We start from the raw sequence: 14798 nt of genomic DNA, 5'->3' as shown, positions 1-14798 counted from the left end.
ATTAAAAAGAATACCGTCTAGCTTTGATACTGGAACAAAGTTGATTGATAATTTGCTATAGAGGCTGCTGTTGAGGTAATAGAGGAGTTTAATTCCGCTTCCTGCTCAGACAATTTAGCAATCGCATCAGTATCATTGTTGGCTTCAGCTGCGGCTTTTTGTGTTTTTAACTGTGCTTTTTTATATTCAAACTCCGCTAACTTAGTTTCCAATTGTTCAATTTGGAACTCCAAATCCATTTTAAATACAAGGTTGGTTCTGTCTTCTTCGCTTACAGTCTTGCCATTTGCCTGAGCTAACAACCTTTGTAATTTTATTGCCGCTAGCTTATTTTCATAATGCAGAGAATTTTGCTGACGAATTGCCGTATTATAAGATTTTTCATCTTCATTTTGCATACTTGTCGAACGGGTTGCAGCTGCTTCTGATGTTTTATAGAGAATTCCAAGTTTATCCATAACAGCCTCTATATAATTTTTCTTTGTATCGGATAAAGGTGAAAGTGACTTCATAGGTTCGCTGTTAAGAGTCTCATAAAGATTTAATGCTTCTGAATAAACAATACTTTCCTGATTGTTTTTCAAATCCAAGAGAAACATTTTGAGCGCTAATTCTTCATTTGTTATAGTGCGTCCTTCTTGTTGAGCTTTCAGCTTTTCCTGGGCAAGTAACAATTCATTCATTCTTTTATCAAGTTTAGCTATCTCTTGTTCTAAAAGATAAGATTGATAATCATTTCCTGCTGTCATGCTTGTTAACAATTCTGATTTTAAAGGTTCAAGTTTAGCCGTAACTTCGGCAAGTTCTTTAGTAACACCTGACAAAGTAGCAGGTATTGAGTTAGAAAGACTTGCTGCTACCTGGGCTAAAAGCTCGGATTTCAAAGTAGACTTCGTACTATCGGTGGTAGTTTTATCGGTTGAAGTCGGTGTTGTTGGACTATCCGTAGCAGTTTCTTCTATAGTACCTCCATCATCGTCCAAACCTACCGCAACATTTATATTATCAACTTTACCGTTAATAATATCATTTCTGCCATGCACAATCGTAACACCAGCTACGCTATTTGTAATAGTATCATTACCGGCTCCGCCGTCTAAAAATGCTTTAGCTCCCGAATTAATAATAATGTCAGCGCCAACATCCCCATTAATAGTTGAGCTGGAGCCTTTATTAGTTATATTGTCGTCACCTTCATTACCATTGATAACAGCTGAGGTTCCCGTATTAAGCATAGTATCATTACCGGCACCGCCATTAATAACGGCCTCCGCAGCGCTATTTTCAAGATAATCATCGCCTTCTTCACCAAAAACCTTAGCGGCTCTGCCCGAGTTTTTAATATTATCATCACCGCTGCCGCCATAAACAATAGAATCCTTGCCGCTGTTTGTAATATTATCGGCATCCTCATCACCGTAAATAACGCTACTTTGGGCATTGTTTGTGATTGTATCATTACCTGCATTACCATGTATATTGGAGCCTTGAGCATGATTCGTAATGATATCATTACCTTCATTACCATTGATAACAGCTCCTTTACCGCCTGCAGTGTTAGTTATTGTATCTATACCTTCTCCGCCGTTAATAAATATATTAGCAGCATTATTTTTGATAACATCATTGCCTTTGCCGCCGTTAATTGTTACACCGGTAGCTTGAGTGCCGTTTGTAATAGTATCATTACCATCGCCGCCGTTAATTGTTACATTAGCCGCTTGATTGACAACCGTATCATTACCGGCTCCCGCATTTATTACGGTACCTGCTGCCTTTTTATTATTTGTAATAGTATTATTCCCGCTTCCACCGTTAATAACGGCATTCTCTCCGTTATTAATTATCGTATTGGAAGAATTATTCATGTTAAGTGTAGCGCCGGCAGCATTGTTGGTAACAGACTTAAAATCAACGGGCATGTTTGCAATGCAGTTACTACCGTTAATAATTACAGTCATACCCGCCTGTGCAACAGAATTAATTACAAATTCACAGTTCTGCGCCTCAATAGTTATGGTTTTACCTGAAATTTTATAGATAAATTTGTAATTCTCAAGATTGTCTGCGCCTATAGTGAACGAGCAGCCGTTTTCATTTAAAGTTTTTACAAATCTGTAATTAGCATACTTATTTGATATAGAATCAGTTTGTGCGGTATCATTTTCATCAAAATCACCTATAGCAACCACATTTTCTGTTTCTTGGGGATTCAAAAATGCGGCAATAAAAGTATTAAAACCGGGTGCTGCTTCAAGTATACCTTGTGCTTCTTTAGTAGAAATACCGTTTATAGAGGCAAAAGCAGCCACATTTTGAGTCTTATCTTTAGATAAGATAATACTTTGATAACCATTTACAACAAATTCTGCACCGATTTTCAAAACCGCCATCGTGTACCCTTTCCTTCGAATTTATTCAGATTAAACTTCTTATCGGCAAAATTGTTTAAAAACTTTAAGCTTTTGACGGCAACTATTACAAAACTTTACAAATTTTGAAAATAACAATCAGACTGATTAATTTTTGTTCAATTATGCTATAATTTCTCAAACGGGCAGATATACAGGTCAGGTAACTATGATAAAACCGCAAGAAGCTTTAGACAGGTTATTAGAAGGAAATAAAAGATTTGTTGCAAATCAATCCCTCCATCCAAACAGATGTCAGGAAACAAAAGATTCGCTGCTGCATGAACAACGTCCTTTTGCAGTGATTTTATCCTGTTCAGACTCTCGGGTTCCTATAGAAATTATATTTGATGCAGGGTTTGGAGATATATTTGTGGTAAGAACAGCCGGGCATGTCCTTTCTCAGGAAGTTATGGGAAGTATAGAATATGCTGTGAGGTCATTGGGAGTTAAACTTGTGATGATTTTGGGGCATGATAATTGCGGGGCTGTTCAATCGGCAATAAAAAGCTACAAGAATAAAACCCTTCATAAATTATCTTCCGGAATGCAGTCAATAATGACTCATATATATCCCGCAATAGAAGGTATTGTTTGTGAAACCTGCAACCATGAATTTTTAGATGCCGCTATAGAATCTAACGTAATTTATCAGGTTAACGACTTGATTAAAAACGATGAATATATAGCGCAAAAAGTAAAAAATAAGGATATTATGGTAATAGGCGCCAACTATAATTTAAAAACAAGCAAAGTAGATATAATTACTGCTAAAAATTAGCTGCTAATTTCAGCCGCAGCCGGACAAAAATGTAAATATTAATTAAGATAACGATAGTTAATAGTCAATTTTTGTGATTTACAGCTATATAAGATTGACCGGGTAACAGGTAAGATTAAAATGCGAATTTATGGTAATTATTTGAATAATTCTCCGTGTTTAGATAAGGACAAAATATCCTGCCGTCTTAAATTAAATCAAGCCGTACCTTCATTCAGCGGCCGGCTGAGATTAGAAAATTGTAATTCGATGAAATTAATACAAGAAACAGCTTTTTTTAGGCAGTTATCGGGTTTGGCTTTTGTAAGAGATTATGCGGAAAAAATGTTTGCAAATAAACAAATAATAAGAATTTTAGATGGGGCTTGCTCTACCGGCGAAGAAACATGGTCGTTGGCAATGCTTTTTCAGGATTTTCCCAAAAAAGTACAAATAACAGGCTTTGATATAGGTAAAAGCGCTATTGAGGAAGCAAAAAAAGGAGTATTTCCAATATCCAAGATAAAGCTTAATCCATATCTGGAGGATTTTTATGATGCATACAAAGATTCTTTTCTTTCCTTCAAACCAATCTCGGAATTACAGGAATACCAAAAGAAGTGTAAAGAACTTTTTGACAGCTTCTTCGAGCCTACCTCCGTGCCTAAAGAAAGAATTTCTTTAATGGAAAAAATAAAACTCAAACTGCTCGGAAAATATCTGCCTAAAAAGGAAACAAATTACTATAAAGTAAGACCTGAAAAGGCGTTGTTATGTAATTTTGTGGAAGGTGATATAGTAAAACCGGATAATTTGGCAAAAGATGGACAAGTAGATATATTTCTGTTTAGAAATGCCTTATATCACTTAATTACAGACGATTTACCTTCAAAGCCATGCAGGCTTCCCTTTCCAAAAGAAGAATCACAAAAAATATTAGAAGATCTTTTTAGAGATATTCGCCGCAAGCTATCCAAAAATGGGATTTTTGTCTTAGGGAACAATGAAATGTTTCAAACCTTAGATGACGGATTAGTACAAAAAGTTTTACAACAAACCGGTTTTATGCCTGTATTTAGAGATAATCCGGAATTTGCGGCAGTATGGCAAAAAGTATAAAAGATTTTTTTTGTTATAAAATTGTAATTACTATGCAAGAAGCGAAAAAAGATAAAAAACAAAATAAAAAAACTAAAATCGTGATTAAAGGTCTGGATATTGATAAAGCCGAATATCAGGAAATCGTGCTTTCTCATACAAATCATCCGAGAGTAAAATAATCCGCCAAGTCGGTGTTTTGAAAAGAGGACTTAATATTGTATAATAGCTCTATAGAATATTAAGGTTATAAATGTTTGAAACGGATGTAGATGTAATAGTAGTAGGAGCAGGCAGCGCAGGTTGTGCGTGTGCTATTACGCTGGCTCGTGCAGGTAAAAAAGTCGCTCTTATCGACCGCGGCGACTTTGCAGGCGCAAAAAATATGTTCGGCGGTGCTGTCCATATTAAAGCGGCTCAGGAAATTTATCCCGATTTACTCAACAGCGCGCCTATAGAAAGATTTATTACAAGACATAACTACGCAATATTAGGGAAAGAAGACGGTACTTTTATAGGCTATGTTAATCCGCAGGAACCCTACGAAAGTTTTTCCACCTCTAAGTCAAAATTTGACCGATGGTGCGTTGACCAGGCAATAAAAGAAGGCGTCTATTTTATCCCGCAAACGGTTGTCTCATCACTGATTAAATATGACGGCAAAGTAGCAGGTATAAAAACAGCAAAAGAAGAATTCTATGCCCCCTTAACGGTGGTCGCTGATGGTGTAAATTCTCTTTTGGCACAGCAAATAGGACTTCAAAAAGATATCAAGCCCAAAGATGTTGCTTTATCTGTTAAACATCTTTTGACATTGCCTAAAGAAACCATAGAAGAACGCTTCAGGCTTTCAGACAACACCGGTTCGGCTTATACCATTATGGGCGGACCTATGCTTGGTATGGCAGGGCTGGCTTTTATATACACCAACCAAAACAGTATTTCAATAGGAATAGGCATCACATTGGAAGACCTTAATAATATAGAAATAAGGCCTCATGAGCTTCTTGGCAAATTAAAAGAACACCCGCTTATAAATCCGCTTATAAAAGATACCGAATTGAAAGAATATTCAGCGCATATGATTCCCGAAGGCGGCTATCATTCGGTAGGGAAACTCTATGATGACGGGGTTATGGTTATCGGCGACGCTGCAATGCTGGTTAATAACCTGCATTGGGAAGGAGCAAACCTTGCTATGATGAGCGGGAAGTTTGCAGCCTTGGCGGCTGTTGAGGCTTTGGATAAAAACGATTACTCGGGAAAAACTTTGAAAAAATATAAAAAACTGCTTGATGAGAGTTTTGTTATGAAAGATTTAAAAACATATAGAAACTTTATGCCGTTAATTGAAAATAATTCAAAAACACTGCTTAAATTTTACCCCGAAAAATTAAACGAGTTCTTTAAATTTTTTACTTCCACGGACGGAATTCCAAAAAAACAAAAATACTGGACATTTATACGGGGAGTAATAAAAGAGCGGGGAATATTCGGGCTGGGTTCCGACGCAGTTAAAATAGCCAAGCTTATAATGGAGATTCTTTTATGAACATAGATGATTTACTTGCTACATTAAAATATAAAGCGGACAGTGAATCTCATTTAATCCCCGACCAAACAAAATGTGCAAAATGCACCAACAGGGTATGTGAGCATGTTTGTCCTGCATGTGTTTACGAATGGAGTGAAGAAGAACATAAACTTCTTGTAGCGTTTGAAAATTGTTTGGAATGCGGTGCCTGTAAAATAGCCTGTGTTCAAAAATCTATTGCCTGGCGTTATCCGAGTGATTCTAAGGGTGTTACATTTAAGTCAAGTTAAGGGTGAAAGGAGTTAAAGATGGCTGAGGAACTAATCAGAAGATGGTATGACAGGGATCCTGTTTTGTCTAAATCAATGAGAATTTTAAAAGAAAGCGGTGATGATTTCCAAATAAAGATGGCAATGAATTTAATGAAAGTGATAATTGAGCACCACATAGATTCAGACCAGTTTAAGTCTATAGAAGACATCATGGATGCGGTTAAATACGGTCATATAGAAAAAGGCAATTCACGCTGGTACGATGCCGACAACACATTAAGAACAGCTATTCAAATGCTTGAAAACTGCCCCGCCGCCATGCAGGATAAAATTACAAAAAAAATTGCAAAAAAAATCATCGAAGAATTCGATGAACTTGATAACTCAGATTTAGAAAATGAAGAATAATAAAGTTAGGCTTTTCATTTCTCTGTGATACAATATCCTCATAACAGTGTTCTTTTTTACTGGCGATATTGAATGTAGTCATATTTTTATTTCCAATATCTTGCAAAATTCTTGTAAGGAGTAAGCAAACAGTAATCTAGCAAGATAAGGAAATTTAAATTATGATGAATTTGAAATTTGAAGAGTTTGCTCTTAGCGATGAAATGTTAAAAGCAATAAAGAAAATGGGCTTTGAAGAAGCCTCACCTATCCAGTCTAAAACCATAGGTTTGATTTTGGAAGGTAAAGATGTTGTTGGGCAAGCACATACAGGTACAGGCAAAACCGCTGCTTTTGGGATTCCCGCTTTAGAAAAAATCGACCACAATTCCAAACGGCTGCAGCTTATAATATTATGCCCCACCAGAGAATTGGTATTACAAGTTGCCCAGGAAATAAAAAATCTTGCAAAATACAAGGAAAAAATAAACATTGTTCCTGTATATGGCGGACAACAAATAGAAACACAATTAAAAGCTTTAAAAAAGGGCGCTCAAGTTGTAGTCGGAACCCCGGGCAGGACCATGGATCATTTAAGACGAGGCTCTATAGATATTTCGACTATAAAAACAGTTGTGCTTGATGAAGCTGATGAGATGCTTGATATGGGTTTCAGAGAAGATATAGAAACTATTCTAAAAGATTCTCCGAAAGAAAGACAAACAATTATGTTTAGTGCAACTATGGAGAAGGATATTCTGCGCCTGACCAAAAACTATCAAAGAAATCCCGTTATCGTAAATGTCATATCCGAAAAAGCAAACCCCCTTCGTATCCAGCAAGTTTATTTTGAGGTCTTAAATAAAAACAAGCCTGAATTAGTCAGCAGATTAATAGATTTACATAATATTAAACTGTGCCTTATCTTTTGTAATACAAAAAGCCAGGTTGATGAACTTGTAGAAACGCTTAAAACAAGAGGGTATTTTGCAGACGGTCTGCATGGTGATATGAACCAAAATCAAAGAGAAAAAATAATGAGATCCTTCCGCTCAGGCTCGACGGAAATCCTCGTTGCTACGGATGTTGCAGGCAGAGGGATAGATGTAAACGATGTAGAAGCGGTAATTAATTATGATTTGCCTCGTGATGATGAGGATTATACACACAGAATAGGGAGAACAGGCAGAGCCGGTAAAAAAGGAAAGGCTTTTACTTTTGTATCCGGCAAACAAATCTATAATTTAAAAAGAATAGAAAAATCTAACGGCGCACTTATTACAAGGCAAAATATCCCTACTTTAACCGAACTTGAAACTATTAAAATCAATAAAATTTCTGATGAAATAAAAACCGTTATTGAAGAATCACATCTGTCAAGTTTTGTGAACCACGTGGAAATGATTATGGGCGATGAGTGTACTTCAATAGATGTTGCGGCAGCGCTTTTGAAAATAATGCTTGAAAAAGAAGCCGAAAACTTTGATGAAAATGTTAACTTTGAAGAGTTTGAAAAAGTTGACCTTCCTAAAAAAAATAAAGGCGGGTATAAAAAGCATTTTAACCACAATAAAAAGAAAGATAATAATTACAATGATTTTTCAGGCAATAAAAATAAATCGCGCAAATATAAAAGAGATGTTGATAAAAAAAGTTTCTTAAATTCAAAGAAAAATAAGAAAAAGGGTTAAAGTGCAACATTATTAATTATTTACAATCTGGCTTTTTAAGCAAAAATTGTTGATAATTATTTTATGGAAGCAAAAACAACCGATATAATCACTCTTTTATCATCAGCGGATAAGTTTGAAATACCTGTATTTCAACGGTCTTTCTCTTGGGGAAAAATTCACTGGGAACAGTTATTTTCAGACATCGGGAGTATATTGCGCAATAAAAAAATCTCATCCCATTTTTACGGTATCTTTGTCTTAAAACCGGACAAAAATAATTTTACGTACTTTACTCTTATAGACGGTCAGCAAAGGCTTATTGCAATCTCTCTGTTAATTTGTGCTTTATGTGATTTTTTTGCCGCAAAAAAACACAAGGAAGCCCTTCTTCTTTCTCTGCAAGGTAAAGCCAAACTTCCAAAAATAGTTTTTCGCATACCGGAATTCAGTTCTTACTTATCGGTACTTTCCGATAAAAAATTTGCACAAATTGATAATTCCATATTTGCCGAAGCTTACAGATATTTTTATGCCCGGATTAAAAACGAAAAATATGAGCTTGAAGATTATTTTTTAACACTGCGTAAATTTGAAATAGTAAAAGTTACTTTAAATACAAAGGATAACCCTCAGCTTATTTTTGACAGCTTAAACTCTACAGGTAAAGCTTTAAATCTGTTTGAAAGAACAAAGAACTATATTCTAATGGGAATCTCCGCAGCACAGCAGGACAATATTTATAAAAACTACTGGACTACTCTTGAAACGTCATTTTCTAACGATGAAGCTTTGTTTGAAAAATTTATGTGCGCCTACCTATCTGTGAATACGTTAAATAATGTTGAAGTTAAAAATATAAGCAACGAATTTAACAAATTTTATAACTATAAACGCAACTACAAAACAGCAGAAGAAATTATTGCCGAGTTTGTAAAATTTTCCCAGTATTTTTTAAGAATACAAAAAGCTGATTTTATACCTGAATTAGCTAACACCATAAGACAAATTAATGCAATGGGAACGGAAGAAGTATATCCGTTTTTGCTTGAAATTGTAGATGATTTTGAAAATAACTTAATAAGCAGAGAAGTGTTCCTTGATATTTTAAACAATACTCTTCAATATATAATAACAAGACAAGCCGCAAATGAAGAAGTTATCGATTTTCGTAAATTAAGTAAAAATATAGGGAAAATGATTGCAAAACCAACATAAGAAAGGTGAATTATGTCAAAAAAAATAATAGTTTTATCAGGTAAACAATTTTCGGGCAAAGATACGGTTGCAAAATTCCTGTTGGAATTTTTACCTGATTTTATAAGAATAGGGCTTGGTGATGCCATTAAACTTGAATACGGCAAACAAAAAAATCTTACTTTGGAAGAAATAGAAAATAACAAATCCCGATATAGAGCGGATTTAATAGGGCTTGGCGATTGGGGCAGAGCTCAAGACCCCGATTATTGGCTTAAAAAAATAATTGAACAGGAGAAAAACGTTATAGTACCCGATATGCGCGTTCCGCATGAAATGCAGGTATTCAAAGAAAACGGCGCCATATCTGTCAGAGTGGAATCGCCTCAATCTCAAAGAGCAAGAAGAGGGTTTTTGGTCAAAGAAGACGACCCTACCGAAACTTTATTAGATGAGGTAACAGACTGGGATTTTATGGTAGCTAATGACGGTACACTAGAGGATTTAAAAGACAAATCAAAGGTACTTGCTCAAGATATCATGAAAAAATTTACTATGTAAATACCTCACCCGGGCAAGAATTTTATATCAATAACGGCTATTCAAAATCAATTTATATCAAGGTATATTATTTGCATAGGTAGAGATTAGGAGATTTTATTGTGCAATTAACATACAAAGCCCCATGCTGTGAATTATCAAAACTGGAAATAATCTGGCTACAGTTAAGCAACATAGCATGTAATTTGAAGTGTAAACATTGCTTTTTAAATTGTTATCAAGATTTTAGAAAGAGAAATTTTTTGCAGGTAGAAAAGATATTTAACGAGCTTCAGGAAGCTGAGTTAAAAGACTTAAAAAAGATAATTCTAACAGGCGGTGAACCTTTTATACACAAAAAAATTAATGATATCATTAAGCTTTGTCTTAATTATGCTCCTGTTGAAATACATTCAAACGGAACTCTTCTCAATGAGAAAAAGATTAAAGTCTTAAAACAAATACAAAATTCTTACGCAAACGAGCTTTCTTTCAGATTAAGCCTTGACCATTTTACGGAAGGGCGTAACGATGAATACAGAGCAAGAGGCGTCTTTAAAAAAGTAGTCAATGCAATAATAAACCTGCAAAAGTATAACTTTAAAGTTCAGCTTGCCTGTATAAATATTAAACATGAATCCGAAGAAGTCTTGCTTGACGGTTTTTCTAAATTATTTGAAAGGGAAGGTATACATCTGCCGCAAGATGATATTAAAATTTTGCCGATGCTGTATTTGGGAGATTATGCGAAATATTACAATATATCAAAAACCAAAGAGGTTTTAACCCCTCAAGAGCTTGCCGATACGGGAACTTCCTTTCTTGACTGCAAAAATTCAAGAGTATTAAGCATTGACGGAGTATTTTCGTGTCCGGCTTTGGTCAACGACCCGAGAGGAAGGCTGGGCGACAGTATCCATGATGTGTCCAAAAAAGTCTACCTCGAAACTCAAACCTGTGTAGATTGCGTAAAAAAACGCGAGAAACTGTTCGGGTAAATAACTGTTTTAATAAAATAAGAAATAGGCTGTCAATCGACAGCCTCAAATTATTTTTTAGTCAGCCCCTATTTTTTAGGAATTATCCAACCGCAGGAGAGGTCAACTGTTATGTCTTCCTGTAGTTTCACATAAACCACACTGCCTGATTTAAGGTTAATTTTGCCGCCTTTGAAAATTGCACGCAATATTCTTGCAAGCCAATTTCTCTTTGGTGTAGTGTCTATGCTTCCGAAAAAGTCTGTTTTCTGACCGATTGGGGTAGTTATAAGCTCGGTTTCAAGCATAACTTTACCGTTTCTAACAAAGTATCTTCCCACTTTTACATCGGTAATTTCACCGGCTACATTGCTGCCCTGGAGTACCAGGATATAGCCTTCTTTAGAAATAAGATTTTGCGGTGCATTGGCGATAAAGATTTCTCCGGCTTCATTTTTTTGGCTGCTTAGCGGGTTAACAAGCACGATTGGCACAAAAGAACCCGCAGGGATTGTACCTACTGAACCTTTAACAATCGCATCAGGCAAAATAACGCCGGGTCCTTTTTTAGGCCGCATAGCTTCTCTTAACTTAGCGTTAGGGTTCAGTTTAGCTTCTTCTCTCATTCTAAAGAGAAGCACGGCAAGTTCCGCTCTTGTAGCCTGTCTGTTAGCTGCAAATTCTTTTTCTTTTTGAGGAACTTTTGCTACTATGCCGATAATTTCGGCTTTGCCTGCGCTTACTATAATCCATTCGGGAATATATACATAGTCAGCATACTGTTCAATAAGGACCTGTTTTGCTTTATCAAGAGATATGTCCTGCGTTGACAGTGCGGATATCGCCACTGAAACAGCTTCTGCTCTTAATACATTGCCCTCCGGATTAAACGTATTGTCAGGAAATCCTGTTATCAAATCAAAATAAACGGCTCTTTGAATCGTACTATATGCCCAGTGAGAATACGGCACATCAAGAAAATTAATCTCTTTTTTAATGGGAGAATGTTCCTGAGATAAAGCCTTGATTACCATAGTTGCAAATTCAGCTCTTGTAGCTAATGCATCGGGCCTGAACGTGCCGTCGGGATAACCGGCTAAAACACCTTCTTTAGCCATAATTTCTATCTGCGGATAAGCCCAGTGGGTATTATCCAAATCCGAAAAATCTCTTGCAAATACGCTAAATGTAAGAATATTCACCACAAATAGCGCAAATAAGAGTGCTTTTAAAAATCTTTTCATAATCTTCCCCTGATTTAACTATTCTTCATCGTCGTCATCGAATTCATTTTCAAATGCTTCGGCGACCTTGTTAAATTCTTCATCATCTTCTATTTCTTCAAAAGTATAATCGTCATTTTCCTCTATGAAACGCATTAATATGAGTTCGTCGCCTTCTTGTTCTTCACCGTTTTCATCTACGGGGATTAAAGCAGCATAGTCCTGCCCCTCTACCGTAAAAACATCAACGATTTCAAAATTTTGAACTTTGCCGTCTTCTCCTTTTGTAGAAACAATTCTTTCTTCGTTGTTATCCATTTTTGCTTTCCTTATCTAAGTGCTGTTGTAATATTAGGATAGCTGATATTTTATCAACCATACCTTTGTTTCTGGTATATTTTTTATTCTGTTGTCTTAAAGTAAATTCAGCTTGCCTGCTGGTTAATCTTTCATCTTCTAATATAACATTAATATCGGTTTTTTGTGTGATTTTTTCGGCAAATTCTTTACAATCCAAAGCCTGTTGCCCCTCGGTTCCGTCCATATTCTTTGGCAGGCCTGCTATTATTTTATTTACATTGTAAAAATTACAAAGTTCCCGAATTTTTGCAAGAGCAGCCTCCTCAGGTTCTCTCAATATTGTGTCCAAAGGCTGTGCGGTTATTAAAAGCGGGTCTGATACTGCTATGCCTATTCTTTTTTTGCCTATATCAAGTCCTAATACTCTATTCAAAATATTTCCCGCCCCATTGTGTTTCTAAAAATTCCAGCAGTTCAAAAGCTTTTTCTTGCGTCAACGCCGGTTTTGCTTCTTTACTCAAAGCTATAAACCTGTTGGTTGGCGGCTTTTCTTCCTGTGCTATTATGTCCGCCGTATATTGCAAAATAGAACGTCTTAATATATCTTTTAAAAATTTATTTTCACCTTTTTTAATGATATTTGCCAAATTTAACGCAAGATTTGCATTTACAAACTGGTCGTTGCGATAAAACACATACGCTGATTCCTTTAACATTTGTGAATATATTTTTATCTTATCCGGAGTAAATATTTCGCTGTAAAGTTCAGAAAATTTATCCTCCAGCAATTGGATATAATTTTCACCGGGAGCGGTGAAATTCTTTATTGCAAACTCTATAATCTCGTCTGTTAAAGACGTATCGTTATATTCAAAGAACCAGCTGTCAAAACATTCTGTATCATATAGCACCTCAAGATCCACGGGGGTTAAAATCTCCATCGGCTGTGTCATTATCTCGTTAAAATTAATTTCTTCGTCCTCTACGTCATATAAGTACGCCTTCCAGCAAATGTACTCATAAGGGGTAGAATAGTCTTTAACCTGATTGATTGCCTGCGCCTTAGATAATTTTGCCTTGGCAACTTCCGGTGCAACAGGAACGACAATATCGCTGGACCTGAAACGCTCTAAAACTTTTATAAATTCTTCTTTTGTAATGGCGCTAAAACCGAAGCAGTCAATAATACCGTCTGAAATATTAATAACAGTGCTAAATACCTCTATAAAATCTTTTTTGTTTATCCTGCTAAATATAATACCCTGGTTGCCCGCACCGTCAATTTGGCTCAAAAAAGCCTTATACGGGACAGTTGTTTCGCATATTTCCTTTTCTCTTAAATACACCTTCTCATTATTGTCTATTTCTATACCTGCATCTTTTAACAAATTCAGACTTTTTAACGCTTTTTTCTTTAGTTCATCCTCATTGACGGACTTAAGCAAATATTTTAAAGGTGCAACGCTCAGGTATGATTTTGTATCCCCTAATATTTCCACTATCAGCTCTTTAACCTTAAATATCGGATTAGATTGAAGCGTAGGGGCTAAAATTCCTGCAAGCTCATCACCCTCATAATCATCTTTCAACGACTTTAAAAGTTGTATTTGTTCAGGCTCGCTCAAGGCTGAAAGAAAATCCAGAAAATCTATCTGTGCTTCGGGATTCACTGTTGCTACGTTAAGAAAATCTTTGGTTTCTTTATCCACCATTTCATCAGGGTTGTTAAAACAGTTAAACAGGATATTAGAGTCTATTTTGCCCCCTAAGGTTCTTAAAAGACTTAAAATAGAGGACTTTTTGTTATCTTCTATATTCCTGTTTTGAAGCATTTCCCAAAGGACGGACTCAACTTCTTCAAGAGTGGCAAAATCGCTAAGCAAAATTGTAATAGCATCAAGCCTGATTCCGTCGCTAACCAGCAGTTCTTTCAATAGCAGTTCAATAACACTTAATCTGTCTTCCACTACATCAAGCGCTTCGACATTATTTTGATGTTTTTTTACCCTGAAATCTTCCGCCTCTTTATAGTCTTCAAGAATACTAAGAAGCATGGAACGGATTTGGAGTTTATTTAAGTCCTGCTTTTGTTTAGTCATTATTTTTTCCTGCACCCCATAGCGCATCCAAAATCTTTTTTGCTTCACTTGACGGGATTCTATCTTCCAGAATAAAATATTGAACGGCTATCATCGTGCATTCCGAACAAATATTCACTCCCGGACCTTGTATCATCTTAACAACAAGAGTGTTTGGTCTGTGGCAAAAAGAACAATACACGGGTTCATTTGGAGTTTCTTCTTTTTGTTTATTTTTATCCTTATTTCTTGCATTCGATAAAGATACAACTTTTTCTTCTTCGTCTGGCATTATTATTTCTCATTTTATAAATAACTTTTAAATTATAGCTTGTGCAGTGGCGCAAGTCA

At 35.8% G+C, this 14798-nt stretch carries 16 protein-coding genes; 10 read left to right on the top strand and 6 right to left on the bottom strand.

The window, feature by feature from the left end:
* Positions 1–17: 17 nt before the first annotated feature.
* Positions 18–2393: a hypothetical protein gene (locus tag PHX18_02870; GenBank protein ID MDD3593549.1), complete on the bottom strand. Its 2376-nt coding sequence runs from the start codon at positions 2391–2393 to the stop codon at positions 18–20.
* Positions 2394–2580: 187 nt separating this feature from the next.
* On the opposite strand from PHX18_02870, the gene PHX18_02865 reads away from it, so the two are divergent.
* The 10 genes from PHX18_02865 (at position 2581) to PHX18_02820 (ending at position 10867) form a co-directional block, all read left to right on the top strand.
* Positions 2581–3192, top strand: coding sequence for a carbonic anhydrase (locus tag PHX18_02865; GenBank protein ID MDD3593548.1), 612 nt, complete (start codon positions 2581–2583; stop codon positions 3190–3192).
* A 249-nt stretch (positions 3193–3441) separates the two neighbouring features.
* Complete coding sequence (locus PHX18_02860) at positions 3442–4290, top strand: hypothetical protein (protein ID MDD3593547.1); 849 nt, start codon at positions 3442–3444, stop codon at positions 4288–4290.
* Between the two features lie 32 nt (positions 4291–4322).
* Positions 4323–4451, top strand: coding sequence for a hypothetical protein (locus tag PHX18_02855; protein MDD3593546.1), 129 nt, complete (start codon positions 4323–4325; stop codon positions 4449–4451).
* Positions 4452–4522: 71 nt separating this feature from the next.
* On the top strand, positions 4523–5821 hold the full coding sequence (locus PHX18_02850; protein ID MDD3593545.1) for an FAD-dependent oxidoreductase: 1299 nt from the start codon (positions 4523–4525) through the stop codon (positions 5819–5821).
* Complete coding sequence (locus tag PHX18_02845; GenBank protein MDD3593544.1) at positions 5818–6093, top strand: 4Fe-4S dicluster domain-containing protein; 276 nt, start codon at positions 5818–5820, stop codon at positions 6091–6093. Before PHX18_02850 ends, PHX18_02845 begins: the two co-directional genes overlap by 4 nt.
* Before the next feature lie 18 nt (positions 6094–6111).
* Positions 6112–6483 (top strand): hypothetical protein, encoded by a 372-nt coding sequence (locus tag PHX18_02840; GenBank protein MDD3593543.1) that lies wholly within the window; start codon positions 6112–6114, stop codon positions 6481–6483.
* A 161-nt stretch (positions 6484–6644) separates the two neighbouring features.
* Positions 6645–8153, top strand: a complete 1509-nt coding sequence (locus PHX18_02835; GenBank protein MDD3593542.1) for a DEAD/DEAH box helicase — start codon at positions 6645–6647, stop codon at positions 8151–8153.
* 63 nt (positions 8154–8216) lie between these two features.
* Entirely contained in the window at positions 8217–9350 is a 1134-nt protein-coding gene (locus tag PHX18_02830; protein MDD3593541.1) for a DUF262 domain-containing protein, read from the top strand.
* 12 nt (positions 9351–9362) lie between these two features.
* The gene (locus PHX18_02825; protein ID MDD3593540.1) at positions 9363–9890 is read left to right on the top strand and encodes a hypothetical protein; all 528 of its coding nucleotides are present in this window, start codon (positions 9363–9365) and stop codon (positions 9888–9890) included.
* A gap of 101 nt (positions 9891–9991) precedes the next feature.
* Entirely contained in the window at positions 9992–10867 is an 876-nt protein-coding gene (locus PHX18_02820) for a radical SAM protein (GenBank protein MDD3593539.1), read from the top strand.
* Positions 10868–10935: 68 nt separating this feature from the next.
* Here PHX18_02820 and PHX18_02815 read toward each other — a convergent pair whose 3' ends face one another.
* The 5 genes from PHX18_02815 to PHX18_02795 are packed head-to-tail and all read right to left on the bottom strand — an operon-like array spanning position 10936 to position 14739.
* Entirely contained in the window at positions 10936–12090 is a 1155-nt protein-coding gene (locus tag PHX18_02815; protein ID MDD3593538.1) for an S-layer homology domain-containing protein, read from the bottom strand.
* 18 nt (positions 12091–12108) lie between these two features.
* Positions 12109–12387, bottom strand: a complete 279-nt coding sequence (locus PHX18_02810; protein ID MDD3593537.1) for a DUF1292 domain-containing protein — start codon at positions 12385–12387, stop codon at positions 12109–12111.
* Positions 12380–12802, bottom strand: a complete 423-nt coding sequence (ruvX, locus tag PHX18_02805) for a Holliday junction resolvase RuvX (GenBank protein MDD3593536.1) — start codon at positions 12800–12802, stop codon at positions 12380–12382. Before ruvX ends, PHX18_02810 begins: the two co-directional genes overlap by 8 nt.
* Positions 12795–14468, bottom strand: a complete 1674-nt coding sequence (locus PHX18_02800) for a hypothetical protein (protein ID MDD3593535.1) — start codon at positions 14466–14468, stop codon at positions 12795–12797. The genes ruvX and PHX18_02800 overlap by 8 nt, the downstream gene beginning before the upstream one ends.
* A complete protein-coding gene (locus tag PHX18_02795) occupies positions 14461–14739 on the bottom strand; it encodes a ClpX C4-type zinc finger protein (GenBank protein MDD3593534.1) in 279 nt (92 codons plus the stop codon). The genes PHX18_02800 and PHX18_02795 overlap by 8 nt, the downstream gene beginning before the upstream one ends.
* Positions 14740–14798 lie beyond the last annotated feature (59 nt).

It is taken from the genome of Candidatus Gastranaerophilales bacterium (genome assembly GCA_028696075.1).
Taxonomy (GTDB): domain Bacteria; phylum Cyanobacteriota; class Vampirovibrionia; order Gastranaerophilales; family JAILCC01; genus JAQVHS01.
Note: the sequence above shows the minus strand (reverse complement) of the source record. Positions and strands in the feature narration are given on the sequence as shown.

Coding starts and splice junctions, on each gene's coding strand:
- PHX18_02865 (MDD3593548.1), top strand. CDS start 2,581: ATGATAAAACCGCAAGAAGCTTTAGACAGGTTATTAGAAGGAAATAAA.
- PHX18_02845 (MDD3593544.1), top strand. CDS start 5,818: ATGAACATAGATGATTTACTTGCTACATTAAAATATAAAGCGGACAGT.
- PHX18_02835 (MDD3593542.1), top strand. CDS start 6,645: ATGATGAATTTGAAATTTGAAGAGTTTGCTCTTAGCGATGAAATGTTA.
- PHX18_02850 (MDD3593545.1), top strand. CDS start 4,523: ATGTTTGAAACGGATGTAGATGTAATAGTAGTAGGAGCAGGCAGCGCA.
- PHX18_02795 (MDD3593534.1), bottom strand. CDS start 14,739: ATGCCAGACGAAGAAGAAAAAGTTGTATCTTTATCGAATGCAAGAAAT.
- PHX18_02830 (MDD3593541.1), top strand. CDS start 8,217: ATGGAAGCAAAAACAACCGATATAATCACTCTTTTATCATCAGCGGAT.
- PHX18_02800 (MDD3593535.1), bottom strand. CDS start 14,468: ATGACTAAACAAAAGCAGGACTTAAATAAACTCCAAATCCGTTCCATG.
- PHX18_02870 (MDD3593549.1), bottom strand. CDS start 2,393: ATGGCGGTTTTGAAAATCGGTGCAGAATTTGTTGTAAATGGTTATCAA.
- PHX18_02825 (MDD3593540.1), top strand. CDS start 9,363: ATGTCAAAAAAAATAATAGTTTTATCAGGTAAACAATTTTCGGGCAAA.
- PHX18_02860 (MDD3593547.1), top strand. CDS start 3,442: ATGAAATTAATACAAGAAACAGCTTTTTTTAGGCAGTTATCGGGTTTG.
- PHX18_02855 (MDD3593546.1), top strand. CDS start 4,323: ATGCAAGAAGCGAAAAAAGATAAAAAACAAAATAAAAAAACTAAAATC.
- PHX18_02815 (MDD3593538.1), bottom strand. CDS start 12,090: ATGAAAAGATTTTTAAAAGCACTCTTATTTGCGCTATTTGTGGTGAAT.
- PHX18_02840 (MDD3593543.1), top strand. CDS start 6,112: ATGGCTGAGGAACTAATCAGAAGATGGTATGACAGGGATCCTGTTTTG.
- PHX18_02810 (MDD3593537.1), bottom strand. CDS start 12,387: ATGGATAACAACGAAGAAAGAATTGTTTCTACAAAAGGAGAAGACGGC.